This window comes from Actinomadura litoris (genome assembly GCF_009733595.1).
Lineage (GTDB): Bacteria > Actinomycetota > Actinomycetes > Streptosporangiales > Streptosporangiaceae > Spirillospora > Spirillospora litoris.
In genome coordinates this window covers 603,740-628,831 of sequence record NZ_WOFH01000004.1, presented here as the reverse complement: position 1 = coordinate 628,831, position 25,092 = coordinate 603,740, and the positions used below count along the sequence as shown (strand labels likewise).

Annotated in this window: 27 protein-coding genes; 20 read left to right on the top strand and 7 right to left on the bottom strand. The window is 73.2% G+C overall.

Annotation, left to right across the window (positions count from 1 at the left end; all coding sequences use genetic code 11):
- Window positions 1–16: 16 nt before the first annotated feature.
- From prcB to GNZ18_RS14305, 4 genes are all read right to left on the bottom strand, one after another.
- Window positions 17–856: a proteasome subunit beta gene (prcB, locus tag GNZ18_RS14320; protein ID WP_312874512.1), complete on the bottom strand. Its 840-nt coding sequence runs from the start codon at window positions 854–856 to the stop codon at window positions 17–19.
- A 117-nt stretch (window positions 857–973) separates the two neighbouring features.
- On the bottom strand, window positions 974–1,939 hold the full coding sequence (locus tag GNZ18_RS14315) for an EamA family transporter (protein ID WP_312874511.1): 966 nt from the start codon (window positions 1,937–1,939) through the stop codon (window positions 974–976).
- A 4-nt stretch (window positions 1,940–1,943) separates the two neighbouring features.
- The gene (locus GNZ18_RS14310; RefSeq protein WP_156216852.1) at window positions 1,944–2,738 is read right to left on the bottom strand and encodes an ABC transporter permease; all 795 of its coding nucleotides are present in this window, start codon (window positions 2,736–2,738) and stop codon (window positions 1,944–1,946) included.
- Window positions 2,735–3,661: an ABC transporter ATP-binding protein gene (locus GNZ18_RS14305; RefSeq protein WP_156216851.1), complete on the bottom strand. Its 927-nt coding sequence runs from the start codon at window positions 3,659–3,661 to the stop codon at window positions 2,735–2,737. The genes GNZ18_RS14310 and GNZ18_RS14305 overlap by 4 nt, the downstream gene beginning before the upstream one ends.
- A 197-nt stretch (window positions 3,662–3,858) precedes the next feature.
- On the opposite strand from GNZ18_RS14305, the gene argF reads away from it, so the two are divergent.
- From argF to GNZ18_RS14245, 12 genes are all read left to right on the top strand, one after another.
- Window positions 3,859–4,860 (top strand): ornithine carbamoyltransferase, encoded by a 1,002-nt coding sequence (argF, locus tag GNZ18_RS14300; protein ID WP_156216850.1) that lies wholly within the window; start codon window positions 3,859–3,861, stop codon window positions 4,858–4,860.
- Window positions 4,861–4,907: 47 nt separating this feature from the next.
- Complete coding sequence (gene arcC, locus GNZ18_RS14295; RefSeq protein ID WP_156216849.1) at window positions 4,908–5,846, top strand: carbamate kinase; 939 nt, start codon at window positions 4,908–4,910, stop codon at window positions 5,844–5,846.
- On the top strand, window positions 5,843–7,324 hold the full coding sequence (locus tag GNZ18_RS14290) for an amino acid permease (RefSeq protein ID WP_376766268.1): 1,482 nt from the start codon (window positions 5,843–5,845) through the stop codon (window positions 7,322–7,324). The genes arcC and GNZ18_RS14290 overlap by 4 nt, the downstream gene beginning before the upstream one ends.
- Window positions 7,321–8,301, top strand: a complete 981-nt coding sequence (locus tag GNZ18_RS14285) for a universal stress protein (protein ID WP_156216848.1) — start codon at window positions 7,321–7,323, stop codon at window positions 8,299–8,301. Before GNZ18_RS14290 ends, GNZ18_RS14285 begins: the two co-directional genes overlap by 4 nt.
- A 134-nt stretch (window positions 8,302–8,435) precedes the next feature.
- On the top strand, window positions 8,436–9,326 hold the full coding sequence (locus GNZ18_RS14280; protein ID WP_312874510.1) for a helix-turn-helix transcriptional regulator: 891 nt from the start codon (window positions 8,436–8,438) through the stop codon (window positions 9,324–9,326).
- Window positions 9,323–10,735, top strand: coding sequence for a Fe-S cluster assembly protein SufB (sufB, locus tag GNZ18_RS14275; RefSeq protein ID WP_156216847.1), 1,413 nt, complete (start codon window positions 9,323–9,325; stop codon window positions 10,733–10,735). Before GNZ18_RS14280 ends, sufB begins: the two co-directional genes overlap by 4 nt.
- Window positions 10,735–11,871, top strand: a complete 1,137-nt coding sequence (sufD, locus tag GNZ18_RS14270; RefSeq protein ID WP_156216846.1) for a Fe-S cluster assembly protein SufD — start codon at window positions 10,735–10,737, stop codon at window positions 11,869–11,871. The genes sufB and sufD overlap by 1 nt, the downstream gene beginning before the upstream one ends.
- The gene (locus GNZ18_RS14265; protein WP_156216845.1) at window positions 11,868–12,185 is read left to right on the top strand and encodes a bifunctional 3-phenylpropionate/cinnamic acid dioxygenase ferredoxin subunit; all 318 of its coding nucleotides are present in this window, start codon (window positions 11,868–11,870) and stop codon (window positions 12,183–12,185) included. Before sufD ends, GNZ18_RS14265 begins: the two co-directional genes overlap by 4 nt.
- 15 nt (window positions 12,186–12,200) lie before the next feature.
- Window positions 12,201–12,968 (top strand): Fe-S cluster assembly ATPase SufC, encoded by a 768-nt coding sequence (sufC, locus tag GNZ18_RS14260; RefSeq protein WP_156216844.1) that lies wholly within the window; start codon window positions 12,201–12,203, stop codon window positions 12,966–12,968.
- Window positions 12,965–14,227: a cysteine desulfurase gene (locus GNZ18_RS14255; protein WP_156216843.1), complete on the top strand. Its 1,263-nt coding sequence runs from the start codon at window positions 12,965–12,967 to the stop codon at window positions 14,225–14,227. The genes sufC and GNZ18_RS14255 overlap by 4 nt, the downstream gene beginning before the upstream one ends.
- A 53-nt stretch (window positions 14,228–14,280) precedes the next feature.
- Entirely contained in the window at window positions 14,281–14,739 is a 459-nt protein-coding gene (gene sufU, locus GNZ18_RS14250; RefSeq protein WP_156216842.1) for a Fe-S cluster assembly sulfur transfer protein SufU, read from the top strand.
- Window positions 14,736–15,065, top strand: coding sequence for a metal-sulfur cluster assembly factor (locus GNZ18_RS14245; protein WP_156216841.1), 330 nt, complete (start codon window positions 14,736–14,738; stop codon window positions 15,063–15,065). The genes sufU and GNZ18_RS14245 overlap by 4 nt, the downstream gene beginning before the upstream one ends.
- A 112-nt stretch (window positions 15,066–15,177) precedes the next feature.
- Here GNZ18_RS14245 and GNZ18_RS14240 read toward each other — a convergent pair whose 3' ends face one another.
- Window positions 15,178–15,753, bottom strand: a complete 576-nt coding sequence (locus tag GNZ18_RS14240; RefSeq protein WP_156216840.1) for a hypothetical protein — start codon at window positions 15,751–15,753, stop codon at window positions 15,178–15,180.
- 132 nt (window positions 15,754–15,885) lie between these two features.
- On the opposite strand from GNZ18_RS14240, the gene GNZ18_RS14235 reads away from it, so the two are divergent.
- Both GNZ18_RS14235 and GNZ18_RS14230 read left to right on the top strand, forming a co-directional pair.
- Window positions 15,886–17,061 (top strand): sensor histidine kinase, encoded by a 1,176-nt coding sequence (locus GNZ18_RS14235; RefSeq protein ID WP_308166195.1) that lies wholly within the window; start codon window positions 15,886–15,888, stop codon window positions 17,059–17,061.
- On the top strand, window positions 17,058–17,735 hold the full coding sequence (locus tag GNZ18_RS14230) for a response regulator (RefSeq protein ID WP_156216839.1): 678 nt from the start codon (window positions 17,058–17,060) through the stop codon (window positions 17,733–17,735). The genes GNZ18_RS14235 and GNZ18_RS14230 overlap by 4 nt, the downstream gene beginning before the upstream one ends.
- 42 nt (window positions 17,736–17,777) lie before the next feature.
- Here the strand turns inward: GNZ18_RS14230 and GNZ18_RS14225 are convergent, their stop codons facing one another.
- Together GNZ18_RS14225 and GNZ18_RS14220 are read right to left on the bottom strand one after the other, a co-directional pair.
- The gene (locus GNZ18_RS14225) at window positions 17,778–18,911 is read right to left on the bottom strand and encodes an EAL domain-containing protein (RefSeq protein WP_156216838.1); all 1,134 of its coding nucleotides are present in this window, start codon (window positions 18,909–18,911) and stop codon (window positions 17,778–17,780) included.
- A 302-nt stretch (window positions 18,912–19,213) separates the two neighbouring features.
- Window positions 19,214–19,609 (bottom strand): ABC transporter permease, encoded by a 396-nt coding sequence (locus GNZ18_RS14220; RefSeq protein ID WP_156216837.1) that lies wholly within the window; start codon window positions 19,607–19,609, stop codon window positions 19,214–19,216.
- Between the two features lie 85 nt (window positions 19,610–19,694).
- On the opposite strand from GNZ18_RS14220, the gene GNZ18_RS14215 reads away from it, so the two are divergent.
- The 6 genes from GNZ18_RS14215 (at window position 19,695) to GNZ18_RS14190 (ending at window position 25,054) form a co-directional block, all read left to right on the top strand.
- Complete coding sequence (locus tag GNZ18_RS14215) at window positions 19,695–20,333, top strand: AIM24 family protein (RefSeq protein WP_242893555.1); 639 nt, start codon at window positions 19,695–19,697, stop codon at window positions 20,331–20,333.
- Window positions 20,333–20,986, top strand: coding sequence for an AIM24 family protein (locus GNZ18_RS14210; RefSeq protein WP_156216836.1), 654 nt, complete (start codon window positions 20,333–20,335; stop codon window positions 20,984–20,986). The genes GNZ18_RS14215 and GNZ18_RS14210 overlap by 1 nt, the downstream gene beginning before the upstream one ends.
- Before the next feature lie 2 nt (window positions 20,987–20,988).
- On the top strand, window positions 20,989–21,750 hold the full coding sequence (locus GNZ18_RS14205; RefSeq protein ID WP_214619192.1) for an AIM24 family protein: 762 nt from the start codon (window positions 20,989–20,991) through the stop codon (window positions 21,748–21,750).
- Between the two features lie 310 nt (window positions 21,751–22,060).
- The gene (locus GNZ18_RS14200) at window positions 22,061–23,659 is read left to right on the top strand and encodes an ABC-F family ATP-binding cassette domain-containing protein (RefSeq protein WP_214619193.1); all 1,599 of its coding nucleotides are present in this window, start codon (window positions 22,061–22,063) and stop codon (window positions 23,657–23,659) included.
- 116 nt (window positions 23,660–23,775) lie between these two features.
- Complete coding sequence (locus tag GNZ18_RS42145; protein ID WP_021596738.1) at window positions 23,776–23,988, top strand: helix-turn-helix domain-containing protein; 213 nt, start codon at window positions 23,776–23,778, stop codon at window positions 23,986–23,988.
- A 190-nt stretch (window positions 23,989–24,178) separates the two neighbouring features.
- The gene (locus GNZ18_RS14190; protein ID WP_156216834.1) at window positions 24,179–25,054 is read left to right on the top strand and encodes an enoyl-CoA hydratase/isomerase family protein; all 876 of its coding nucleotides are present in this window, start codon (window positions 24,179–24,181) and stop codon (window positions 25,052–25,054) included.
- Window positions 25,055–25,092 lie beyond the last annotated feature (38 nt).

Sequence of the window (25,092 nt, the reverse complement as noted above, 5' to 3'; positions counted from 1 at the left end):
ACGACGTTTCCGGCGCTCAGCGCAGTGGCGCGACGGGCCCGCGGGGCGCGCTCCGGCGCGCGTCGAGGACCTCCCCGGCGATCTCGGCGACCTCGTCCTGCGGCAGGGCGCGGTAGCCGTCCTCGGTGACGACCGCGACGGTGGGGTAGATGCGCCGCGACCGGTCGGGGCCGCCGGTGGCGGAGTCGTCGTCGGCGGCGTCGTAGAGCGCCTGGACGCTGACGGTCGCGGCGTCGCGGATCGACAGGTCGGGCCGGTAGAGCTTCTTGAGCGAGCCGAGCGCGTAGGGGGAGCCGGAGCCGTCGGCGTGGAAGCCGCGGGTCTCCTGCGGGGCGCCGGTGATGTCGTAGGAGTAGATCCGCCCGGTCTCGGCGCCCGGCTCGTACCCGGCGAACAGCGGGACGACCGCGAGGCCCTGGAGCGCCTGCGCGAGGTTGGCCTGGATGACGGCGCCGAGGCGGCGGGCCTTGGCCGGCAGCGACAGCGGGACGGTCTCCATCTTCTCGTAGTGCTCCAGCTCCACCTGGAACAGGCGGACCATCTCCAGTGCGATCCCGACGGTGCCGGCGAACGCCACGGCGGAGTACTCGTCGCCGCGCTGCACCTTCTCCAGCTCGCGGTAGGCGATGCGGTTGCCCTGGGTGGCGCGCCGGTCGCCCGCCATCATGACGCCGCCCGGGAACGTCAGCGCCAGGACGGTCGTGCCGTGCGGCAGCTCGGGGACGGTCCCGGCGTCCGGCAGCCGGTTGACGGGCAGCAGGCCGGGGGAGTGCAGGCGCAGGAAGTCGACGAACGACGCCGTCCCCACCTCGAAGAACTCGGGCGGGATCCCCTGGTCCTCGGTGCTGCCGGTCACGAAGGCTCCTCTCGGCTCGACGGTCGCCTGCCCCGATCCTCGCACGGCGCCGCGCCCGTCCGCGACGTCCCGGACGTTTCCGGCGCTTCCCGCGTCACGCGGGCCGCGCTTTCGGCGTCACGCCTCCGGTGCCTCGGGCGGGGTCCGCTGGCCCAGCGTGGCGCCCGCGCAGGCGACGATCACGCAGCCGATCGCGGCCCACTGCCGGGCGCCGAGGACCTCGCCGAGGATCGTCACGCCGACGAGCGCGGCGACGGCGGGCTCCAGGCTCATCAGGATGCCGAAGACGCGGGCGGGCATCCGCCGCAGCGCCTCCAGCTCCAGCGAGTAGGGGATCACCGACGACAGCAGCCCGACGCCGAGGCCGATCAGCAGCAGCTTCGGGTCGAGCAGCGCGGTGCCGCCGGAGGCGACGCCGAGCGGCAGGACCAGCGCCGTCCCGACGATGCTGGCGACGGCGAGCCCGGTCGAGCCGGAGAACCGCTTGCCGGTGGCGGCGGTCAGCAGGATGTAGGCGGCCCAGCACGCCCCGGCGAGCAGCGCGAACCCGACGCCGACGAGGTCCATGTCGCCGCCGCCCTCGGCCAGCATCACCACGCCCGTGCCCGCCAGCGCCGCCCACACGAGGTCGCGCGGACGCCGGGACGCGGCGAGCGCGACCAGCAGCGGCCCGAGGAACTCGATCGTCACCGCGACGCCGAGGGGGATCCGGGCGAACGACTGGTAGATCGAGAAGTTCATCAGCGACAGCGCCAGCCCGAACCCGGCCGCGATCGCCAGGCTCGTGCGGGAGTGGTCGCGCAGGACCGTCCGCAGCGCCCCCCGGGCGAGGAAGCCCAGCACGATCGCCGAGGTCAGCAGCCGGATCGACACGACGGCGCTCGGCGGCAGCCGGTCGAAGAGGTTCTTGGCGAGCCCGGCGCCGACCTGGAGCGAGATGATGCCGAGCAGGATCAGCGCGGGCGGCGGCACCGACCCCAGCGACAGCGAACCGAGCGAGAACCTACCGGGCGAGAACCTACCGGGCGAGGACGCGCGTCCGGAACGCCGCAGGGGCGGGCCGGGTGCCTCGGTGAGCGCCACCGTCTCACTCCCACCTGAAGAATCGGGCCGCGAGGACGAGCCCCGCGGCGGCCCACACGGCCAGGACGAGGAGCGGCTTGCCGGGGAACGCGGCCCCGTCCTGCAGGACGCGGCGCAGCCCGTCCGCCAGCGCGGAGATGGGCAGCAGCTCCAGGGCGTCCCGGACACCGCCGGGGAACTTGTCGAGGGGGAACACCACGCCGCCGACCGCCAGCAGCAGGATGTAGACGAGGTTGGCGGCGGCGAGGGTCGCCTCGGCCCGGAGCGTTCCCGCCATCAGCAGCCCGAACCCGCTGAACGCGGCGGTGCCGAGCAGGAGCAGCGCGAGCACCGAGGCGGGGTCGCCGTGCGGGTGCCAGCCGAGCGCCAGCGCCACGGCGCAGATCACCGCGGCCTGGAGCGCCTCGACCGCGACGACCGTGAGGGTCTTGGCGGCGATCAGCCCGCCGCGCGGCAGCGGCGTGGCGCCGAGCCGCTTCAGCACGCCGTAGCGGCGCTCGAAGCCGGTGCCGATCGCCTGGCCGGTGAACGCGGTGGACATCACCGCCAGCGCGAGGATGCCGGGCGCGAGGAAGTCGACGCGGCGGCCGGAGCCGAGGTCCAGCAGCGAGGTGGCGCTGAACAGGGTGAGCAGCACGACCGGGATGACCAGCGTCAGCAGCAGCTGCTCGCCGTTGCGCAGCACCGTGCGGAACTCGTAGGCGGCCTGGGACAGGACCATGCGCGGCAGCGGGACGGCGCCCGGCGCGGGCGCGAGGTCCAGCTCGGCCGCCGCGGGTCCGGGCGTGGCCGTGGTCATGGGCGCAGCTCCCGTCCGGTCAGCTCCAGGAAGACGTCCTCCAGCGTGCGGCGCTCGATGCGCAGGTCCTCGGTGAGGACGCCGTGCGAGGCGCACCAGGCGGTGACGGTCGCCAGCAGTTCGGGGCGCACGTCCGCCTCGATCAGGTAGTGCCCGGCGGGCGACTCCTTGGCGGCGCTCCCGGCGGGCAGCGCGGAGATCAGCTCCTCCAGCCCGAGCCCCGGGCGGGCGCGGAAGCGCAGCTGCCGCTCGGCGCCGGTCAGCTCGACCGGGGTGCCCTCCGCGACGACCCTGCCGTGGTCGACGATGACGACCCGGTCGGCGAGCCGCTCGGCCTCGTCCATGTTGTGGGTGGTGAGCACGACCGACGCCCCGGCGGCGCGCAGCCCCTCGACCAGCTCCCAGGTGGCGTGCCTGGCCTGCGGGTCGAGGCCGGTGGTGGGCTCGTCGAGGAACACCAGCTCGGGGCGTCCGACCACGGCGACCGCCAGCGACAGCCGCTGCTGCTGCCCGCCCGACAGCCGCCGGAACGGGGTGCGGGCGTGCTCGGTGAGCCCGAGCCGCGCCAGCAGCGCGTCCGGGTCGAGGGGGGTGGCGTGGAAGGAGGCGACGAGCTTCAGGAACTCCCCGGCCCGCGCCGTGCCCGGCACGCCGCCCGACTGCGGCATGACGCCGACGCGGGGTTTGAGGGCCCGCGCGTCGGCGACGGGGTCGAGGCCGAGGACGCGGACGGTCCCGGCGTCGGCGCGGCGGAACCCCTCGCAGATCTCGATCGTGGTGGTCTTGCCCGCCCCGTTGGGCCCGAGCAGCGCCGTGACGGCGCCCCGGGCGGCGGTCAGCGACAGGCCGTCCACGGCCGCCGCCGTGCCGTAGCGCTTGACGAGCGAGCCCAGCTCGACCGCGCCGTCTCCGGGGGGTGTCATGCAGATGAGTCTAGGTCCGGGCCCGGACGGGCCCGCGTCCGGCACCGCCGCTCGGCGCGCCCGTCCGCCTCCCGCGACCGCGCGGGGAGGCGTTTCGTCGATCGGGCGCCGGGTAGCTCCCGGGCCGTAAGGGTCGTACGCCGCATGGCTCGTCCCCACGACCACGGATGACGTCACGAGGGACGGAGGCCCGGCGCATGGCGTACAACCTGCGGGGGCGCAGCCTGCTCCGCGAGCTGGACCTCGCACCGAGGGAGTTCGGCTTCCTGCTCGACCTGGCGGCGGAGCTGAAGGCCGCCAAGCGCGGCGGGACCGAGCGTCCCCGCCTGACCGGCAGGAACATCGCGCTGATCTTCGAGAAGACCTCCACCAGGACGCGCTGCGCGTTCGAGGTCGCCGCGCACGACCAGGGCGCCCACACCACCTACCTCGACCCGGGCCATGCGCAGATCGGCCACAAGGAGTCGATGAAGGACACCGCGCGCGTCCTCGGGCGGATGTTCGACGCCATCGAGTTCCGGGGGGCCAGCCAGCGGCACCTGGAGGACCTGGCCCACCACTCCGGCGTGCCGGTCTACAACGGGCTGACCGACGACTGGCATCCGACGCAGATGCTCGCCGACATGCTCACCATGCGCGAGCACGGCGACAAGCCCGCGCACGAGATCACCTACGCCTACCTGGGCGACGCCCGCAGCAACATGGGCAACTCCTACGTGGTGGCGGGCGCGCTGCTCGGCATGGACGTCCGGATCGTCGCGCCCCGTGCCCTCTGGCCGGACGAGACGGCCGTCGTCAAGCCCGCCCGCGCGGTCGCCGCCGCGACCGGCGCGCGGATCAGCGTCCTCGACGACGTCGCGGAGGGCGTCCGGGGCGCCGACTTCGTCCTCACCGACATCTGGGTCTCGATGGGCGAGCCCGAGGACATCTGGGAGGAGCGGATCGCGCTGCTGCGCCCCTACCAGGTGAACGCGGCCGTGATGGCCGCGACCGGGAACCCGCGCGCGAAGTTCATGCACTGCCTGCCGTCCTTCCACAACCGGGAGACGTCGGTGGGGGAAAGGGTCTTCCAGCGGACCGGGCTGGAGGAGCTGGAGGTGACCGACGAGGTCTTCGAGTCGGACGCCTCGGTCGTCTTCGACGAGGCGGAGAACCGCATGCACACGATCAAGGCGGTCATGGTCGCGACGCTCGGCTGACCGGGGCGTCGCGTCCTCCGGCCGCCGGGAGGGGACGGGCGAGGGGTATGCGCGTACTGGTCGCGCTCGGAGGGAACGCGCTGGTCAAGCGGGGCGACACGCCCGACGCCGACCTGCAGCGGGCCAACGTCGACACGGCGGTGCGGGCGCTCGCGCCGCTCGCCGAGCGGCACGAGCTGATCCTCACGCACGGCAACGGGCCGCAGGTCGGGGTGCTGTCGCTGGAGAGCGTGAACGACGCCGCGCTGACCCGCCCCTACCCGCTGGACACGATCGGCGCCGAGACCCAGGGCATGATCGGCTACTGGATGCTCCAGGCCCTGCAGAACGCGCTCCCGGGCCGCCAGGTCGTCGCCATGATCAACCAGACGCTGGTGTCGGCGGTCGACCCGGCGTTCGAGCGCCCCACCAAGTTCGTCGGCCAGGTCTACCCGCGTGCGGAGGCGGAGCGGCTCGCCGCCGAGTACGGCTGGACGGTCGCCGAGGACGGCGGCGCCGGGTGGCGCCGCGTCGTGCCCTCGCCGCGGCCGCAGCGGGTGATCGAGACCCGGCTGATCCGGCTGCTCGTGCGGAGCGGGGCGGTCGTGGTCTGCGCGGGCGGCGGGGGGATCCCGGTGTTCCGCAACGACGTCGGCCGGCTGGAGGGCGTCGAGGCGGTGATCGACAAGGACCTCACCGCGTCCGTGCTGGCCGAGACGCTGGAGGTGGACGCGCTGCTGATCCTCACCGACGTCCCGCAGGTCATGCGGAACTTCGGGACGTCCCGCCAGGAGGGGATCGGGCACACCACCCCGCACGAGCTGCGCGCCGAGGAGTTCCCCGCCGGGTCGATGGGGCCGAAGGTCGAGGCCGCCGCCGGGTTCGTCGAGCGGACCGGCGACATGGCCGCGATCGGGCGGCTCGACGAGTGCGAGCGGATCCTGGCGGGGGCGGCCGGGACGATCATCACGCCGAACGCCACCTGGCCGCTGGAGAGCACGCTGTGACCGCCACCGCGAGCCCCACCGGCGGCACCCCCCACGGCCCGGGGCGCGGGCTGGTGCGGGAGCTGCTGCGGACCAAGCCCGTCGACCGGATCGTCGCCGAGGGCGGCCAGGGCGAGGGCGGCGAGCTGCGGCGGTCGATGAGCCTGCTCCAGCTCACGCTGTTCAGCGTCGGCGCGACGCTCGGCACGGGCATCTTCGTCGTGCTGGGCGAGGCGGTGCCGAAGGCGGGCCCGGCCGTCGTGCTGGCGTTCGTCCTCGCGGCGGTCACCGCGCTGTTCTCCGCCCTGTCCTACGCCGAGCTGGCCGGGACGATCCCGGTGTCCGGCTCGTCCTACTCCTACGCCTACGCGACGCTCGGCGAGCTGGTCGCGTGGGTGTGCGGGTGGTGCCTGCTGCTGGAGTACGCGGTCTCGGTGTCGGCGGTCGCGGTCGGCTGGGGCTCCTACCTGAACGAGTTCTTCGCCAAGGCGTTCGACGTCACGATGCCCGCGGCGATCAGCAACTCGCCGGGCGAGGGCGGCGGCGTCCTCAACCTGCCCGCCGTCGCCGTGGTGGCGATCGCGACGTTCCTGCTGCTGCGCGGCACGTCCGAGAGCGCCACCGCCAACACGGTCATGGTGTTCCTCAAGATCGCCGTGCTGCTGTTCTTCTGCGCCGTCGCCTTCACCGCGTTCCGGGGCGGGAACCTGACCCCGTTCGCGCCGATGGGCTGGGCCGGGATCAGCGCCGCCGGGTCCAAGGTGTTCTTCTCCTACATCGGCTTCGACGCCGCGTCCACCGCCGGGGAGGAGGCCCGCAACCCCCGTCGCGACCTGCCGCTCGCCATCGTGCTGTCGCTGGCGATCGTGACCGCCGTCTACGTGCTGGTCGGGCTCGCCGCCGTCGGCGCGATGCACTGGACCCGGTTCGAGCTGTCGGGCTCGGAGGCCTCGCTCGCGCGGGTGCTGGACGAGGCGACCGGGCGCTCCTGGCCGTCCATGATCCTCTCGCTCGGCGCGGTCGTCGCGATCGCCAGCGTCGTGCTCACCGTCATGTACGGGCAGACCCGCATCCTGTTCGCGATGTCGCGGGACGGCCTCGTCCCGCACGTGTTCCAGAAGGTCAGCCCGCGCCGCGCCGTGCCCGTCGCCAACACCCTGATCGTCGCCGCCTTCATCGCGGTGCTCGCCGCGGCGGTCCCGCTCGGCCGCCTCGTGGACGCCACCAGCATCGGCACGCTGTTCGCCTTCTCGCTGGTCAGCGTCGGCGTCATCGTGCTGCGGCGGACCAGGCCCGACCTGCCGCGCAGCTTCCGGACACCGCTCTACCCGGTGACGCCGCTGCTCGGCGTCGGGTTCTGCGTGTACCTGATGGTCGGGCTCGGCGGCGTCACGTGGATGGTGTTCCTGCTGTGGACGCTCGTCGGGCTCGCCGCCTACGCCCTCTACGGGCGGCGCCACTCGCGGCTCGCCCCCGGCAACCGGAAGGAGAACCGATGAGCGACCGGGACGGAATGCGCGTCCTCGTCGGGTACGCGCCCGACGACCGCGGCGACGACGCGCTGGCCCTGGGGGCGCGGTTCGTCCGGGCGGCCGAGGGCTCGCTGACCGTGGCCAACATCCACCCGCCCGCCTGGCCCGCGCGCGGGCCCGGCTCGGTCGACGCCGAGTGGGTGTCCTACCTGCGCGAACGCTCGGACGCCGCGCTCGACCAGGCCCTGGACCACCTCTACCCCCTCTCGCTCCGGGACGGGGTGACCCGGCGCGTCCACGCGCACCGGGGCAGCGGGCGCGGGCTGATCGAGGTCGCCCGCGACACCGGCGCCGGGCTGATCGTGATCGGCTCCGCGCCGCGCGGCCGCCGCGGCCGGATCGCCATCGGCAGCACCGCCGACCAGCTGCTGCACGGCTCGCCCGTGCCCGTCCTGCTCGCGCCGCGCGGCTACGCCGAGGAGGCGCCGCCCCGGTTCGAGCGGCTCACCATCGCCTACTGGCGGCACCGCGACGCGGGCGGGCCGCTCGCCTCGGCCGCCGGGTTCGCGCGGGTGCTCGGGCTGCCGATCCGGCTCCTCACGCTGGTGCTGCGCCCGCCCGGCCTCGCCGCCCGGTTCCGCGGCGCCGACGAGCTCATGGCCCGGCAGCTCGCCCAGGCCGAGGAGGGCCTCGCCCAGGCCGCCGCCCTGTTCACCGACGACCCGGACGGCCAGGGCGGGGGGAGCGGCGCGGGCGGCTCCGGCGGCCTCGGGAAGGCCGCCGTGGAGACCGAGGCCGTCGTCGGGACCGGTGTCGCCGCGGCCCTCGGCTCCTGCGACATGCTGCCCGGCGAGGTGCTGGCCTGCCTGTCCAGCAACGACGGCCCGCTGCGCAAGGTGTTCCTCGGCGAGGGCTCCGGCAAGATCGTCCGCGCGGCGCCGTGCCCGGTGCTCGTCCTGCCCCGGGGCGCGGTGCCGTCGCTCCCGTCGGAGCCGCAGGGCTGATCACGCCGGTCCCGCCGCCCCGGGCCACACCCGGCGAAGGTCAAGGTTAGGCAAGGCTTGCCTGCGTGAGGTACGACATCGGGATTCCGGTGTTTCGCAGGAAGGAATTACGGCACACTGATGTTGTGAAAAACGTGAGCCAGGATCGGACGAACGCGGAGGCCGCCGTCGCGCGGCCCTCAGGCGTGCCTTCCGTCCCTGGTCACGGCGGTGGAGGCGGGCTCGCAGGCGGGCGGCAGGCGGGCGGCGACACCGAGCGCGACACCCGCGCCCGCGTCGCCCGGCTCATCCTGGAGCACGGCCCGGTCACCGCGTCCACCCTAGGGGAGCGCGTCGGCCTCACGCCGGCCGCCATCCGCAGGCACCTGGACGCGCTGCTGGCCGAGGGCATGATCGAGGTCCGCAAGGCACGGACGCAGGCCCGGCGCGGCCGGGGCCGTCCCGCCAAGTGGTTCGCCATCACCGACGCCGGGCGCAGCGCGTTCGTCCACGCCTACGACGACCTCGCCTCCAGCGCCCTGCGCTTCCTCGCCGAGCGGGCGGGCGACCACGCGGTCGCCGAGTTCGCCCGGCGGCAGATCGCCGACCTGGAGCGGCGCTACCGCCCCGTCGTGCAGGCGGCCCCGCCCCACCAGCGGGTCCGCACGCTCGCCGAGGCGCTGTCGGGCGACGGCTACGCGGCCGCCGCCGCCAAGGCGCCGCAGGGCGCGGGCGAGCAGCTGTGCCAGCACCACTGCCCGGTCGCGCACGTCGCCGCGGAGTTCCCGCAGCTGTGCGAGGCCGAGACCGAGGCGTTCAGCCGGCTGCTCGGGACCCCGGTCCAGCGGCTGGCCACGATCGCGCACGGCGACGGGATCTGCACCACCCACGTCAGCTCCCGCTCGCTGTGCGGGCCGGGCGCGGGTGGGCCCGCCCCCGAGGGGGACGCGGGGGAGCGCTCCCCCGAGCCGCCGGCCTCCGCAACGACGCCGGCCCCTGAAAAGACATCGCACACTGACGAGGAGTCCGGGAGGACGTCCCTATGACTACTGCAGCCCACCCCGAGCTGGAGGGGCTCGACAGGTACAAGTTCGGCTGGGCCGACTCCGACGCCGCGGGTGCCTCCGCGCGCCGGGGTCTGAACGAGGATGTCGTCCGCGACATCTCGGCCAAGAAGGGCGAGCCGGACTGGATGCTCGACCTCCGTCTCAAGGGGCTGCGGCTGTTCGCCAAGAAGCCGATGCCCACCTGGGGCTCGGACCTGTCGGCGATCGACTTCGACAACATCAAGTACTTCGTCCGCTCCACCGAGAAGCAGGCGGCGTCCTGGGAGGAGCTCCCCGAGGACATCAAGAACACCTACGACAAGCTCGGCATCCCCGAGGCGGAGAAGCAGCGCCTCATCGCCGGCGTCGCCGCCCAGTACGAGTCCGAGGTCGTCTACCACAAGATCCGCGAGGACCTTGAGGAGAAGGGCGTCATCTTCCTCGACACCGACACGGGCCTGAAGGAGCACCCGGAGATCTTCCAGGAGTACTTCGGGTCGGTGATCCCCGTCGGCGACAACAAGTTCGCCGCGCTGAACACCGCCGTGTGGTCGGGGGGCTCGTTCATCTACGTCCCGCCGGGCGTGCACGTGGAGATCCCGCTCCAGGCCTACTTCCGGATCAACACCGAGAACATGGGCCAGTTCGAGCGGACGCTGATCATCGCCGACGAGGGCTCCTACGTCCACTACGTCGAGGGTTGTACCGCTCCGATCTACAAGTCGGACTCGCTGCACTCGGCCGTCGTGGAGATCGTCGTGAAGAAGGACGCCCGCGTCCGCTACACCACGATCCAGAACTGGTCGAACAACGTCTACAACCTGGTGACCAAGCGCGCCGTCGCCTACGAGGGCGCGACGATGGAGTGGGTCGACGGCAACATCGGCTCCAAGGTCACGATGAAGTACCCGGCGGTGTACCTGCTGGGCGAGCACGCCAAGGGCGAGACCCTGTCGATCGCGTTCGCCGGCGAGGACCAGCACCAGGACGCGGGCGCCAAGATGGTGCACGCGGCGCCGAACACCTCCTCGACCATCGTGTCCAAGTCGGTGGCGCGGGGCGGCGGCCGCACGTCCTACCGGGGCCTCGTGCAGATCCAGGAGGGCGCCGAGCACAGCAAGTCCACGGTCAAGTGCGACGCGCTGCTCGTCGACCAGATCAGCCGGTCCGACACCTACCCCTACGTGGACGTCCGCGAGGACGACGTGGAGATGGGCCACGAGGCCACCGTCTCCAAGGTGTCGGAGGACCAGCTGTTCTACCTGATGAGCCGCGGCCTCACCGAGGACGAGGCGATGGCGATGATCGTGCGCGGGTTCGTCGAGCCGATCGCGCGCGAGCTGCCGATGGAGTACGCCCTGGAGCTGAACCGGCTCATCGAACTGCAGATGGAAGGAGCCGTCGGCTGATGGGGCTCGACACCAGGCCTCTGTCGACGCTGCACGACAAGGCGTCCTACGAGGTGGCCGACTTCGACGTGCCCACGGGCCGCGAGGAGGAGTGGCGGTTCACGCCGCTGCGGCGCCTGCGCGGCCTGCACAACGGCACCGCCGAGGCGCACGGCAAGGTCGTGCTGGAGGCCGAGGCGCCGCCGGAGGTCACCGTCGAGACGGTCGGCCGCGACGACGCCCGCCTCGGCAAGGCCTACGTGCCCGCCGACCGCGTCAGCGCCCAGGCGTGGGCCTCGTTCACGCACGCCACGGTCGTGACCGTGCCGAAGGAGGCCGTCGCGTCCGCGCCGACCGTCCTGCGGCTGCGCGGCGAGGACGACTCGTCCGCCGCCTACGGGCACACCACCGTGATCCTGGAGCCGTTCGCCGAGGCGACCGTCGTGCTCGCGCACCGCGGCTCGGCGACCTACGCCGACAACGTCGAGTTCGTCGTCGGCGACGGCGCGCGGCTCTCGGTGATCAGCCTCCAGGACTGGGCGGACGGCAGCGTCCACGTCTCCCACCAGCACGCGCGGCTCGGCCGCGACGCCCGGTTCGTCTCGCACAACGTCTCGCTCGGCGGCGACCTCGTGCGGATCTCCCCGTCGGTCGGCTACGACGCGCCCGGCGGCGACGCCGAGCTGTACGGGGTGTACTTCGCCGACGGCGGCCAGCACCTGGAGCACCGCCTGCTGGTCGACCACACGGTGCCGAACTGCCGCAGCCGCGTCGACTACCGCGGCGCCCTCCAGGACGAGGACGCGCACGCCGTCTGGATCGGCGACGTGATCATCCGCGCGGAGGCCGAGGGCACCGACACCTACGAGCTGAACCGCAACCTCGTCCTCACCGACGGGACCCGCGTCGACTCGGTGCCGAACCTGGAGATCCTCACCGGCGAGGTCGCCGGCGCGGGCCACGCGTCCGCGTCCGGGCGGCTCGACGACGAGCACCTGTTCTACCTCCAGGCCCGGGGGATCACCTTCGACGAGGCGCGCCGCATGGTGGTGCGCGGGTTCCTCGGCCAGCTGATCGAGCGCATCGAGGTCGCCGAGGTCCGCGAGAAGGTCCGGGAGGCCATCGAGGCCGAGCTCGACCGGGGGGCGGCCCGATGACCTACGTGAAGGTCTGCCCGCTCGCCGACGTCCCCGCCGACGGGGCGCTGGCGGTCGAGGTCGGCGACACCCCGGTCGCGATCGCCCGCAGCGGCGAGGACCTCTACGCGCTCAACGACATCTGCTCGCACGCCGAGGTCTCGCTGTCGGAGGGCGAGGTCTACGACGGCACGATCGAGTGCTGGCTGCACGGGTCCTGCTTCGACCTGCGCACCGGCAAGCCCACGAACCCGCCGGCGACGCAGCCGGTCGCCACCTACAAGGTCAAGGTCGAGGACGGCGACGTCTACGTCTCGCTCGGCTCCGACGACTAAGGAACAGCACGCATTATGGCCACGCTAGAGATCCGCGACCTCCACGTCTCCGTCGCCGACGGCTCCGACGGGACCAAGGAGATCCTGCGCGGGGTCGACCTGACCGTGCAGGCCGGTGAGACCCACGCGCTGATGGGGCCGAACGGCTCCGGCAAGTCGACCCTCGCCTACGCCGTCGCCGGGCACCCGAAGTACGAGGTGACCGCCGGCACCGTCACGCTGGACGGCGAGGACGTGCTCGGCATGTCCGTCGACGAGCGCGCCCGCGCCGGGCTGTTCCTCGCGATGCAGTACCCGGTCGAGGTCCCCGGCGTCTCGGTGTCGAACTTCCTGCGCTCGGCCGTCACCGCCGTCCGCGGCGAGGCGCCGAAGCTGCGCGAGTTCTCCAAGGAGATGAAGAAGGCGATGGACGACCTGTCCATCGACCCCGCGTTCGCGCAGCGCAGCCTGAACGAGGGCTTCTCCGGCGGCGAGAAGAAGCGGCACGAGATCCTCCAGCTGGAGATGCTCAAACCGAAGATCGCCGTCCTGGACGAGACCGACTCCGGCCTCGACGTCGACGCGCTCAAGGTCGTCTCCGAGGGCGTCAACCGCTTCTCCTCCGGCGCCGGCACCGGCGTCCTGCTCATCACCCACTACACGCGCATCCTGCGGTACGTGAAGCCCGACTTCGTGCACGTGTTCTCCGGCGGCCGCGTCGTCGCCGAGGGCGGCCCGGAGCTGGCCGACGAGCTGGAGAACGAGGGCTACGAGAAGTACGCGAAGGCGGGCGCGGCGCTATGACCCTGTTGCCCGAGGAGCTGAAGAAGGACTTCCCGCTCCTGCAGCGCACCGTCCGGGACGGGCGCCAGCTCGTCTACCTGGACTCGGGCGCGACGTCGCAGAAGCCGCTCCGCGTCCTGGACGCCGAGCGCGAGTTCTACGAGCGCTACAACGCCGCCCCGCACCGGGGCGCGCACCAGCTCGCCGAGGAGGCGACCGAGGCGTATGAGAACGCGCGCGCCTCGATCGCCCGGTTCATCGGCGCCTCGCCCGGCGAGATCGTGTTCACCAAGAACGCCACCGAGGGCATCAACCTGGTCGCGTACGCGATGAGCAACGCCGCCACCGCCGGCGCGGAGGCCGAGCGCTTCCGGGTCGGCCCCGGCGACGAGGTCGTGGTGACCGAGATGGAGCACCACGCCAACCTCGTCCCGTGGCAGGAGCTGTGCCGCCGCACCGGCGCGACCCTGCGCTGGTTCGGCATCACCGACGACGGCCGCCTCGACCTGGCCGACCTCGACACGCTCGTCAACGAGCGCACGAAGATCGTCGCGCTGACGCACCAGTCGAACGTGCTCGGGACCGTTCCGCCCACCAAGGCGATCGCGGCGCGGGCGCACGCGGTGGGCGCGCTCGTCCTGCTGGACGCGGCGCAGTCCGTCCCGCACCAGCCGGTCGACGTCGGCGAGCTGGACGCCGACTTCCTGGCGTTCTCGGGCCACAAGATGCTCGGCCCGACCGGCATCGGGGTGCTGTGGGGCCGCCGCGAGCTGCTGGAGACGATGCCGCCGTTCATCACCGGCGGGTCGATGATCGAGACCGTCCACATGGAGTCGACGACGTTCATGCCGCCGCCGCAGCGGTTCGAGGCGGGCGTCCCGATGACCGCGCAGGCCATCGGCCTCGGCGCGGCCTGCGACTACCTCGCCGACATCGGCATGGACCGCGTCCACGAGCACGAGCGGACCCTCACCGGCTACTCCCTGGAGCGGCTCGGCGAGATCCCGGGCGTCCGGATCATCGGCCCCGGCACCACCGAGGCCCGCGGCGGCGCCGTCGCGTTCACCGTCGAGGACATCCACCCGCACGACGTCGGCCAGGTGCTGGACGACCTGGGCGTCGAGGTCCGGGTCGGGCACCACTGCGCGTGGCCGATCTGCCGCCGCTTCGGCATCCCGGCGACCACCCGCGCGACCTTCTACCTCTACAACAACCTCGCCGACGTGGACGCGCTCGCCGACGGGGTCCGCCAGGCGCAGAAGTTCTTCGGCACCGCCTGAGGAACAGCCCGGCGGCGGCCCCGGTTGAAGCGAGAAAGGCACGAAAGGACGACATGCAGCTGGAGGCGATGTACCAGGAGGTCATCCTGGACCACTACCGCAACCCCCACCACAAGGGGCTGCGGGAGCCGTACGAGGGCGAGGCGCACCACGTCAACCCGACCTGCGGCGACGAGGTGACGCTGCGCGTGCACCTCGACGGCTCGGGCCAGGACGCCACGGTCGCCGACGTCTCCTACGACGCCATGGGCTGCTCGATCAGCCAGGCCAGCGCCTCGGTGATGGCCGACCTGATCATCGGCAAGCCGGTCAAGGAGGCCATGGCGGTCGGCGAGGAGTTCCTGGCGCTGATGCAGTCGCGCGGCCAGGACATCGCGCCCGACGAGGACGTCCTGGAGGACGCGATCGCCTTCGCCGGGGTCTCCAAGTACCCCGCCCGCATCAAGTGCGCCCTGCTCGCCTGGATGGCGTGGAAGGACGCGACCGCCCGCGCTCTCGGAGAGGCATCATGACCGAAACCACCGACACGGCCGTCCCCGCGGAGGACGAGATCCTTGAGGCGCTCAAGGACGTCGTCGACCCCGAACTCGGCATCAACGTCGTGGACCTCGGCCTGGTGTACGGCGTCAACCTCGACGCCGAGGTCGCGACCCTGGACATGACCCTCACCAGCGCCGCCTGCCCCCTCACCGACGTGATCGAGGACCAGGCCCACAGCGCCCTGGAGGGCCTCGTCAAGGACGTCAAGATCAACTGGGTCTGGCTCCCGCCGTGGGGCCCCGACAAGATCACCGACGAGGGCCGCGACCAGCTCCGCGCCCTCGGCTTCAACGTCTGACCCACGCACCCCCGAAGGCCGCGTCCCGCCCACGGACGCGGCCTCAGGTGTATCTGAGGAACTCCGCCGACCCGGTTTCTCAAGCGGCGGATGGGCGAGTCGCTCTGCCGGTTCACGCCCGGGGGGTGCGGTCGGCGGGGCTCGTGGCGGATCCCTTCTTGGGCTTGGCCGGCCAGATCGTGTAGGTGATCGGCCACAGCGACCAGATCGCCAGGACGACGCCGAGGCGGGTGAGCCAGCCGCTGAGCTGCTCGGTGCGGTCCGCGTCGCCGACGATGGCGATCATCAGCAGGAGGATGCCGCAGGACAGGGCCGTCGCGACGACCGCCTTGACGAACTCGCGCCACTCGTAGGCGGCCCGCGCCCGGCCGTGCTTGGGCTTCTCCCCAGGCGGGGGGCCGCCGGCGAAGCGGTGCGCGAACCGCTCGTCCGCCCAGCGGATCATGCTGTGGCCGAACGCGACCGAGTAGCCGACGTAGGCGGCGGACAGGCCGTGGCCGAAGCCCGCGGTCGCGCCGCCGCGCAGGTCGACCACCGTGACGGTCAGCAGGACGACGTCCACCAGCGGGACGCACATCAGGAGCGCCGCGCCGGTGCGGCGCAGGCGCAGCGGGTACCGGGCGACGAGCCCGGCGGCGAGGACGACCCAGAAGCCGATCTCGCAACCGGCGATGACCGCGATGAGCATGCCTCCATGGTCGGGCGGGCGGGACGCCCCGCGCCTCCTCTGGGCTGAGGTTTCCCGGGTCGTCCGAAGGATGTACGGCGGCCGTCACCAGGTCGGACGCGGGCACCCGGGCGGAGGTGCTGAGATGGGGGTGTGCCCCCGCTCCGCAGACTCACCACCCGCCAGGACGTGCTCATCGCGCTCGCGGGGCTGGCGGGCGGCCTCCTCATGATCGGAGTGCACGGGTACACGACGTGGGAGCAGGACTGGAACCCGGCGCGCGAATGGCGGTTCCTCCCGCTCCTCGGGTTGTTCCCGGCGCTGCTGCTGCGGCGGCGCGCGCCGCTGACGGCGCTGGCGCTCGCCACGCCGTTCAACTTCGCCGACGTGCTCATGGGCCCGAGCTTCGCGACGGCGGTGATCTACGGGGACGTGCTGTACGCGGCGAGCCTGTACGGGCGGCGGCGGACGGCGGAGTGGCTGCTCGCGACGACGTGCGCGGCGACGCTGGTGGTCGCGGTCGGGTCCGGGATCGCGCTCGGCCAGGTGTCGCTCGGGGTGCTGGGCGGCGCGCTCGCCGGGGTGACGTGGATGGCGCCGGTGCTGACCGCGATGGCCGTCCGCGAGCACCGGTTCAAGGCCGAGGCCGAGCGGGAGCGCGCCGAGCAGGTGGCGCGGCTGGCGGAGCTGGACCGGCGGGCCGCGGTCGGCGCCGAGCGGGCCCGGATGGCGCGGGAGCTGCACGACGTGATCGCCAACCATCTGAGCGCCGTCGCGCTGCACTCCTCGGCGGTGCTGAAGGTGCGCGACCTCGACCGGGACGGCATCGACCGGGCGATGGAGGTCATCCGGGAGAACAGCGTCCAGGGGCTCGCGGAGATGCGCCGGATGATCGGGCTGCTGCGCGACGGCGGCGACGAGGAGGACCCGCCCGCCGCACCCCGGCTCGCCGAGCTCGGGCCCCTCGTCGCGCGGACGGCGCGTCCGGACCTGTCGGCCCGGCTGGAGGTGGCGGGGGAGGCGCCGGAGCTGCCCGCGGCGGTCGAGCTGGCCGCCTACCGGATCGTCCAGGAGTCGCTGACCAACGCGCTCAAGCACGCGGGCCCCGGGCGGGCCGACGTCCGGGTCGAGTACGGGCGGCGGCGCGTGGTGATCGACGTGGTGAGCCCGCTCGGGCGGGACGGGTCGCGCCTGCCGGGCTCGGGCAGCGGGCTGATCGGGATGCGGGAGCGGGCCGCGATGCTGGCCGGGGAGTTCGCCGCCGGGCCCGACGCGGGCCGCTGGCGGGTCCACGCCGAGCTGCCGCTTGACCAGGAGAGGACGACATGATCGAGGTGCTGGTCGCCGACGACCAGGCGGCGGTGCGGGCGGGCCTGGTCCTCATCCTCGGCGCGGCGCCCGACCTGCGGGTCGTCGGCGAGGCCGCCGACGGGCGCCGCGCGGTCGAGCTGGCCCGCGAGCTGCGCCCCGACGTGGTGCTCATGGACGTCCGGATGCCCGTCCTGGACGGGATCGGCGCGACCCGGGAGATCGCCGGGATCGCGGACGTGCTGGTGCTGACCACCTTCGACCTGGACGAGTACGTCTTCGGCGCGCTGCGGGCAGGCGCCGCCGGGTTCCTGCTGAAGGACGTCGACGCCGACCGGCTGGTGGAGGCGGTGCGGACCGTCGCGGCCGGGGAGGGGATCATCGCGCCGAAGGTGACCCGCAGGCTGATCGGGGCGTTCGCGGCGCGCCCGGCGGCGCCGCCCGGGGCGCCCGGCCTCGACGGCCTCACCCCGCGCGAGTGGGAGGTGTTCCGCTGCCTCGGCGAGGGGCTGTCGAACGGGGAGATCGCGCGGCGGCTCGACATGGCGGAGACCACCACCAAGACCCACGTCAGCCGCATCCTGGGCAAGCTGGGGCTGCGCAGCCGGGTCCAGGCGGCCATCCTCGCGCAGGAGACGGCCGCCGCGGGCCGCGCCCGCCCGGGCGGCGCTCCCATCCCGCCCGGGCTCCTGTGACGCCTCCTCGTCGATCTCAGCGATCTTCAGGGCCGCCGGGCGTCACGGGGACAGGCCGCGGATCAGGTCGGCGACGCGGACGATGCCGAGGCAGCGCCCGACCTCGTCCACCACGACGAGGTCGTCGTAGACCCGCTCGTCCTCCCGCCCGGCCGCGCGCAGCGCCGCCACCGCCGGGACCGTGCGCGGCACCGGACGCGGCGGATCGGCCAGCCGCGCGGCGGGCCGGTGGGCGTGCAGGGCGTGCCCGTAGGCGCCCGACAGCCGCAGCAGGAACCGCGTCCGGTCGACCGTGGACCGGGGCCGCTGCCGCTCGTCCACCAGGACGACGCTGGTGATGCCGGTCTCGGCGTTCAGCGCGGTCAGCACCTCCTGGGCGGTCGCGGTGTGCGGCAGCGTCACCGCCGGGAGCGTGAACTCCGAGACGCGCGGCCCGAGCCCGAGGCCCGGGTCGGGCGGCGCCGGGTCCTCGCGGGCCGCGACGGGGACCGTGATCGGCATCCCCGGCCGCCACTCCGGCGGGGCCAGCGCGGGCCCCTGGACGAGCCGGACCCCCAGCTCGCGCAGGTGCACCACCTGGTCCTGCGTCGCGAGGCCGGGCGCGAGGACGTGCGTGCCGAGCCGGTGCGCCAGCTCGACGAGGCTCGCCACCAGCGCCGAGCGCCGGGGTTCGGTCAGCGATCTGCGGGCCAGCTCCGGATCGAGCTTGAGCAGGTAGGACGCGCCGTCCACGAGCAGGTCGAGCGGCGCGTGCCCGGCGCCGAGGCCCGCCAGGCCGACGAGGTAGCCGGCCCGCCGCAGCCCGGTCAGGGCGGCGGCGACCGTCGGACGCTGCGCCGGCGGGAAACCGCCCGCGACGCAGATGATGAACTCCTGGGGACGCCGTCCCGTCTCCCCGAGCCCGTGGTGCAGCTCGCCGAGGAATGCGTCTCCGTGGGTCAGGGTCTCGGCCCGCAGGCCGATCTGCAGCGGAAGGGGGGTGCCCAGGTCCGCTGTCGCTCGGGCCGCCTCCACCGCGCGCCGCACGTCCTCCGCGGCGGGGTCGACCCGCGGCGGAGGACCGGACGCGGCGGGCGGACCCGCATGCGTTTCCACGGCGACGACGGTGCCGGTGCCGAGATCGACCACCGGATGGAACACCGCGCGCGCCGGGAGCAGGACATCAACGGCTGACACAGCCGCATCATGTCGCCCTCACCACGCCGAATCGGCGGTTGTCAGGAGAAGTTAACGCATAATTCGCCGGACATCATCGCAGGTCGTGGCATGGATCACCGGCGGGAACCGGGTCGTGTCCGGCCGTGTGCGCCATGTGGCGGCCCTCGATGGCGTGCGCGCCCCGGAGAATGTGCTATAGGAGCGTTCCAAGCGGCGCGTGCGAGGGGCGGTGCGAGGGGCGGTGCGACGGACGGGCGACGGACGGGCGACGCACGGCCGACGGACGGCTGGCGCACGCCCGGCGCACGGCGCCCGCCCGGCTACAGCCCGCGCCCGCCCGCGAGGGCCGACAGCAGGTAGGTGCCGCCCGCGAGCGCGGCGAGCCAGGCGTAGGGGGCGATGTCGGCGCCGCGCAGCGCCTGGACGACCAGCGCCGCCACCACCGCGACCGTCACCACGTCGCCGGTCATCGCGGCGGCGCGCAGGTGGGCGCGGGCCCGGTGGCCCGAGCCGAAGCCCTCGCCGAGCGGCAGCGCGGGCTCGTTGCGGCGGTAGGCGAGGTAGCCCGCGTACCCGGTGAGCGCGGCGAGCGCGGTCAGGGCCGTCCCGCTCCGCCCGTCGGCGGCCAGCACGGCTCCGACCACCACCCCCGCTGCCAGGACGAGCCCGGGTACGGCCCACCGGCTGAGGCTGCGGCGTTCGGGAGCGATCCACATGGTGACCATCCTCCCCGAAACGCCGCCGACGCGGACCGGCAACGCGCCGGTGCGCGCGGCCCCGGTGCCGGTATGTTCTCCGTCCGTGGCGCACTTTCGAATGAACGGCTCGAAAATGCTCGCCGTCGACCTCGCCGGGGAGACGGTCCGGGCACTGAACGGCTCCATGGTCGCCTACGAGGGCCAGATGGCCTTCAAACGGCAGGGCATGACGGGCGGCGAGGGCCTGCGCGGGGCCCTCAAGCGGAAGATCGCGGGCGAGGGCATGACGCTCATGGAGATCACCGGGCAGGGGACGGTGTACCTGGCGAGCGAGGCGACCGAGGTCACGCTCGTCCAGCTCACGGGCGACACGCTGTTCGTCGAGTCCGAGAGCCTGCTGGCCCTGGACGGGGGCCTGAAGACCGGCGTCCAGTTCATCGGGCTGCGGGGGATGGGCACCGGGCAGGGCCTCGCCACCACCAAGGTCGAGGGGCACGGCACGGTCGCGGTGCTGTCGGACGGCCCGGCGATCGCGCTGGAGGTGACGCCGCAGACGCCGCTGTGCGTCGACCCGCACGCCTACGTCGCCCACCACGGCCAGCTCCAGCAGGACGTCGTCACCGACGTCAACTGGCGGACGGTGATCGGCCAGGGATCGGGGGAGAGCGTGCAGTTCCGCTACCAGGGCCACGGCCTGGTCTACGTCCAGCCCGCCGAGCGCGGCGGAATCTTGGAGATCTGATGCCGGGATACCAGTCGATCAACTCCAAGATGCTCCAGGTGCCGATCGGCCCGGGGCAGGAGGTCTACAGCAGGCGCGGCGCGATGCTCGCCTACACCGGGCCGGTGGCGTTCGCGCCGTCCACCACGGCGGGGCAGGGCATCGGCGGCACGCTCGGCCGCGCCGTCGCCGGCGAGCGGACCGCGATGATGCACGTCACCGGGCAGGGCAGCGTCATGTTCGGGCACGGCGGCCTGCACGTCGCGGTCGTCGAGCTGAACGGCGCCGACACCCTCTACGTCGAGGCCGACCGGCTGCTGGTGCACGACGCGTCCCTCCAGGTGGGGACGATGTTCATGGGCGAGCAGGGCGGCGTGCGCGGCGTGATCCGGGGCGCGGTCACCGGGCAGGGGCTGTTCACCACGACGCTCACCGGGCACGGCGCGTGCGGGCTGCTGTCGCACGGCGGCGTGATGGAGCTGCCGATCACTCCGCAGCGGCCCGTCCACGTCGACCCGCAGGCGTACGTGGCGCACCGCGGCCAGGTGCAGAACAAGCTCACCACGGCGGTCGGGCTGCGCGACCTGATCGGACGCGGCTCCGGCGAGGGCTTCCAGCTGGAGCTGAGCGGCTCCGGCGTCGTCTACGTCCAGGCCAGCGAGAGGAAGATCTGACCGTGAGCACGTTCGGCACGCAGACCTGGAACCCCGGGACGCTCCCGGTCAACGACAACGTCAACCCCTACGCCTTCAGCGTCGACCTCAACGGGCAGTGGTTCGCGCAGAAGGGCAAGATGATCGCCTATTACGGGCAGATCAGGTTCGAGGCGCTGTCGGCGGGGCCGCTGGACTCCCTGGTCGCCCACACCTTCAACTCCCCGCTGTACGCGCAGGACTGGATCGTCGCGCAGGGGCAGGGCAAGCTCCTCCTGGCCGACCGGGGGTTCGACGTGAACTCCTTCGACCTCGACAACGGGAACCTCACCGTCCGCGCGGGCAACCTGCTGGCGTTCGAGCCGGGCCTGGAGCTCAAGCAGTCGATCATCCCGGGCTTCCTCACCCTCATCGGGACGGGGCGGTTCGTCGCGGCCTCCAACGGGCCCGTCCACTTCGTCGAGCCGCCGATCCGCGTCGACCCGCAGGCGCTGCTCGGCTGGGCGGACTGCCCGTCCCCCTGCCACCACTACGACCACTCCTACATGCGCGGGGCATTCGGCGCCGCACGGATGATCTTCGGGGTGGGCGGGTCGTCGGGCGAGGAGCACCAGTTCGACTTCACCGGCGAGGGCACGGTGCTGATGCAGTCCTCGGAGGCCGTGATGAACGAGGACGTGCTGCTGCGCGACCTGGAGGGCCAGATCGGCCTGGTCGGCACGTCCGGGCTCCAGCGGCTCCAGCACACGATCACCCAGCGGCTCTCGTCCGAGCGCCAGGGCTGACCCCGCCGCCGGAACCGGTCGCGCCGCCGGGACCGGCCACCGCGCCGGAACTGGCCGGAGCCGGTCACGGCCCCGCGACGGCCCCCGCGCAGGCAGCCGTACCGGCCGCCGTGTACGTGGCGCCCACCCGCTCACGGGCCGTCACCCGCGAAGCGGGCGTGGCCGGGCGTCCCGGGGCGTCGCGTACACTGGGCGGATGGTTTCGCTCCCGAGCTGACAGGCCGTCGAGGCGCGCCCCGGTCACCCCGACCGCGGCGCGCCGTTTCGTGCGCCTGTCCATCGAGCCGTCCGTCAGGGGAGCCCTGTCACTGTGATCATCGCGAACGATATCGAGCTGCGCGCCGGATCCCGGCTGCTGATCGAGGCCGCCACCTTCCGGGTCAACCCCGGCGACCGGGTGGGCTTCGTCGGCCGCAACGGCGCCGGCAAGACCACCCTCACCAAGGTGCTGGCGGGGGAGGCGCTGCCCGCGCAGGGCGGCGTGACGTCCTCGGGCACCATCGGCTACCTCCCGCAGGACCCGCGCGGCGTCGACCTGGAGGAGATGGCCCGCGACCGCATCCTGTCCGCCCGCGGCCTGGACGAGGTGATCCGCGACCTGCGGGCCGCCGAGGAGGCGATGGCCACCGCCTCCGACGCCGGGCGTGACCGCGCCGTCCGCCGGTACGGGCGGCTGGAGGAGCGGCTGCACGTCCTCGGCGGCTACGCGGCCGAGGCCGAGGCCGCCTCGATCGCCTCCAGCCTGGGCCTGCCCGACCGGGTCATGACCCAGCCGCTCGGGACGCTGTCGGGCGGCCAGCGGCGCCGCGTCGAGCTGGCCCGCATCCTGTTCTCCGGCGCCGACACCCTCCTGCTGGACGAGCCGACCAACCACCTGGACGCCGACTCGATCGTGTGGCTGCGCGACTTCCTGAAGTCCCACCAGGGCGGCCTGGTCGTCATCAGCCACGACGTGGACCTGCTGGACGCCGTCGTCAACCGGGTCTTCCACCTGGACGCCAACCGCAGCGTGATCGACATCTACAACGTCGGCTGGAAGAAGTACCTCGACCAGCGCGAGACCGACGAGCGGCGCCGCAAGCGCGAGACGGCCAACGCCCAGCGGCAGGCGTCGGCGCTGCTCTCGCAGGCCGACAAGATGCGCGCCAAGGCCACCAAGGCCAAGGCGGCCCAGCAGATGGACCGGCGCGCGAGGCAGCTCCTCGCGGGCGTGGAGGGCGAGCGGCAGGCCGACAAGGTCGCCAAGATCCGCTTTCCGGATCCGGCGCCGTGCGGCCGGACTCCGCTCACCGCGGAGGGTTTGTCGAAATCGTACGGATCTTTGGAGATTTTCACCGACGTGGACCTGGCCATCGACCGGGGCAGCCGCGTCGTCGTGCTGGGCCTGAACGGCGCGGGCAAGACGACCCTGCTGCGCATGCTGGCCGGGGTCGACAAGCCCGACACCGGCGCGGTCGTGGCCGGGCACGGGCTGCGCATCGGCTACTACGCTCAGGAGCACGAGACGCTGGAGGTCGAGCGCTCGGTGCTGGAGAACATGCAGTCGGCCGCGCCCGGGATGGCGCCGGTCGAGGTCCGCAAGATCCTCGGCTCGTTCCTGTTCTCCGGCGACGACGTGGACAAGCCCGCGGGCGTGCTGTCGGGCGGGGAGAAGACCCGGCTGGCACTGGCGATGCTGGTGGTCTCCAGCGCGAACGTCCTGCTGCTGGACGAGCCCACCAACAACCTCGATCCGGCCAGTCGCGCGGAGATCCTGGCGGCGCTGCGGACCTTCGCCGGAGCGATCGTACTGGTGACCCACGACGAGGGCGCCGTCGACGCGCTGCGGCCGGAAAGAGTGATTTTGCTGCCGGATGGTGTCGAAGACATCTGGAGTGACGAGTTTGCTGATCTGGTGGCACTTGCGTGACCTGCGGACGCCCTTCAGCAGATCTTTTCTGGCCGAGTGGGTAGCCGAACGCGCGGGAATGACTGATCATGGCGGGGGATAACGCAGCGGTCACCACATCACTACGGGAGGTACTCGTGGCCGAGACCCTCAAGAAGGGCACCCGCGTGACCGGTGCCGAGCGCGACAAGCTGGCGGCGGACCTCAAGAAGAGGTACGACTCCGGCGAGAGCATCCGCGCCCTGGCAGCCGCCACCGGCCGCTCGTATGGGTTCATCCACCGGATTCTGACCGAGTCCGGAGTCAACCTGCGCGGTCGCGGCGGTGCGACCCGGGGCAAGAAGTCCTGAACGGACACCGACCCCCGGATGAGCGCACCGCCTGACCCGCCGCCGCGGCCGGCCGAGTAGGGTTCGGCCGCGGCGTAGGACAGGTTCGGGCCCGCCCCACTGGACGGCGGGGTGGGCCCGACGCGCCTCCCTGCGCCGTGATCGCGGGCCTCGTGCCCGCGTCGTCACAGGTCACAGCGGAGGGAGCGCGATGACGGACGCGAGCGCGCAGCCAGGACCGGAACCGGCCAACGCACCGGGACCGGGCCTGCGCGAGCCCGGTTCGGACGAGCCCAGCCTCGACGGGGCCGGACTCGGCGGGACCCCTCCGAGCGGGGCGGCTCTCGCCGAGGCCGGCCTTCGGCTGGAGGTCGACGGCGCCGTCGCGACCGTCACGCTGAACCGCCCCGAGCGGCGCAACGCGATGACCTTCGCGATGTGGCGGGGCCTGGCCGCCATCGGCCGGTCGCTGCCGGACGCGGTGCGCGTGGTCGTGCTGAAGGGCGCGGGGCCCTCGTTCTCCGCGGGCATCGACCTCACCCAGTTCTCCGAGAACGGCTTCCCCATCGGCGCCGACGCCGAGGCCACCGACCGGTTCATCGCGGAGCTGCAGGACGCCTACACCTGGCTGCGGCGGCCCGAGATCGTCACGATCGCCGCCGTGCACGGCCACGCGATCGGCGGCGGCTTCCAGCTCGCCCTGGCCTGCGACCTGCGCGTGATCGCCGACGACACCGCCTTCTGCATGAAGGAGCCCGCGCTCGGGCTCGTCCCCGACCTGACCGGCACCAAGCCGCTCGTCGAGGCCGTCGGCCTGCCCCGCGCGCTCGAACTGTGCCTGACCGCCCGCACCGTCCACGCCGAGGAGGCCGCGCGGCTCGGCCTGGCCGAGACGCTCGTCCCGCGCGGCGCGCTCGACGGGGCCGTCGCCGACCTGGTCGCCGCCCTGCTCGCGGTGGACGCGGGCGCCGCCGTCGCCACCAAGCGCCTGCTCCGGCAGGCGCCCGCGAACACCCTCGAACAGCAGTGCGCCGCCGAGCGCCGGGAGCAGATCGGCCGCTTCCGCGCCCTGTTCGCCGCCCGCTGACGCGCGGCGGCCCGTGAGCCAGGCGGGCCGGTGCCGTC

Coding starts and splice junctions, on each gene's coding strand:
- GNZ18_RS14310 (WP_156216852.1), bottom strand. CDS start 2,738: ATGACCACGGCCACGCCCGGACCCGCGGCGGCCGAGCTGGACCTCGCG.
- GNZ18_RS14305 (WP_156216851.1), bottom strand. CDS start 3,661: ATGACACCCCCCGGAGACGGCGCGGTCGAGCTGGGCTCGCTCGTCAAG.
- argF (WP_156216850.1), top strand. CDS start 3,859: ATGGCGTACAACCTGCGGGGGCGCAGCCTGCTCCGCGAGCTGGACCTC.
- arcC (WP_156216849.1), top strand. CDS start 4,908: ATGCGCGTACTGGTCGCGCTCGGAGGGAACGCGCTGGTCAAGCGGGGC.
- GNZ18_RS14285 (WP_156216848.1), top strand. CDS start 7,321: ATGAGCGACCGGGACGGAATGCGCGTCCTCGTCGGGTACGCGCCCGAC.
- sufB (WP_156216847.1), top strand. CDS start 9,323: ATGACTACTGCAGCCCACCCCGAGCTGGAGGGGCTCGACAGGTACAAG.
- sufD (WP_156216846.1), top strand. CDS start 10,735: ATGGGGCTCGACACCAGGCCTCTGTCGACGCTGCACGACAAGGCGTCC.
- GNZ18_RS14265 (WP_156216845.1), top strand. CDS start 11,868: ATGACCTACGTGAAGGTCTGCCCGCTCGCCGACGTCCCCGCCGACGGG.
- sufC (WP_156216844.1), top strand. CDS start 12,201: ATGGCCACGCTAGAGATCCGCGACCTCCACGTCTCCGTCGCCGACGGC.
- GNZ18_RS14255 (WP_156216843.1), top strand. CDS start 12,965: ATGACCCTGTTGCCCGAGGAGCTGAAGAAGGACTTCCCGCTCCTGCAG.
- sufU (WP_156216842.1), top strand. CDS start 14,281: ATGCAGCTGGAGGCGATGTACCAGGAGGTCATCCTGGACCACTACCGC.
- GNZ18_RS14245 (WP_156216841.1), top strand. CDS start 14,736: ATGACCGAAACCACCGACACGGCCGTCCCCGCGGAGGACGAGATCCTT.
- GNZ18_RS14240 (WP_156216840.1), bottom strand. CDS start 15,753: ATGCTCATCGCGGTCATCGCCGGTTGCGAGATCGGCTTCTGGGTCGTC.
- GNZ18_RS14230 (WP_156216839.1), top strand. CDS start 17,058: ATGATCGAGGTGCTGGTCGCCGACGACCAGGCGGCGGTGCGGGCGGGC.
- GNZ18_RS14220 (WP_156216837.1), bottom strand. CDS start 19,609: ATGTGGATCGCTCCCGAACGCCGCAGCCTCAGCCGGTGGGCCGTACCC.
- GNZ18_RS14210 (WP_156216836.1), top strand. CDS start 20,333: ATGCCGGGATACCAGTCGATCAACTCCAAGATGCTCCAGGTGCCGATC.
- GNZ18_RS14190 (WP_156216834.1), top strand. CDS start 24,179: ATGACGGACGCGAGCGCGCAGCCAGGACCGGAACCGGCCAACGCACCG.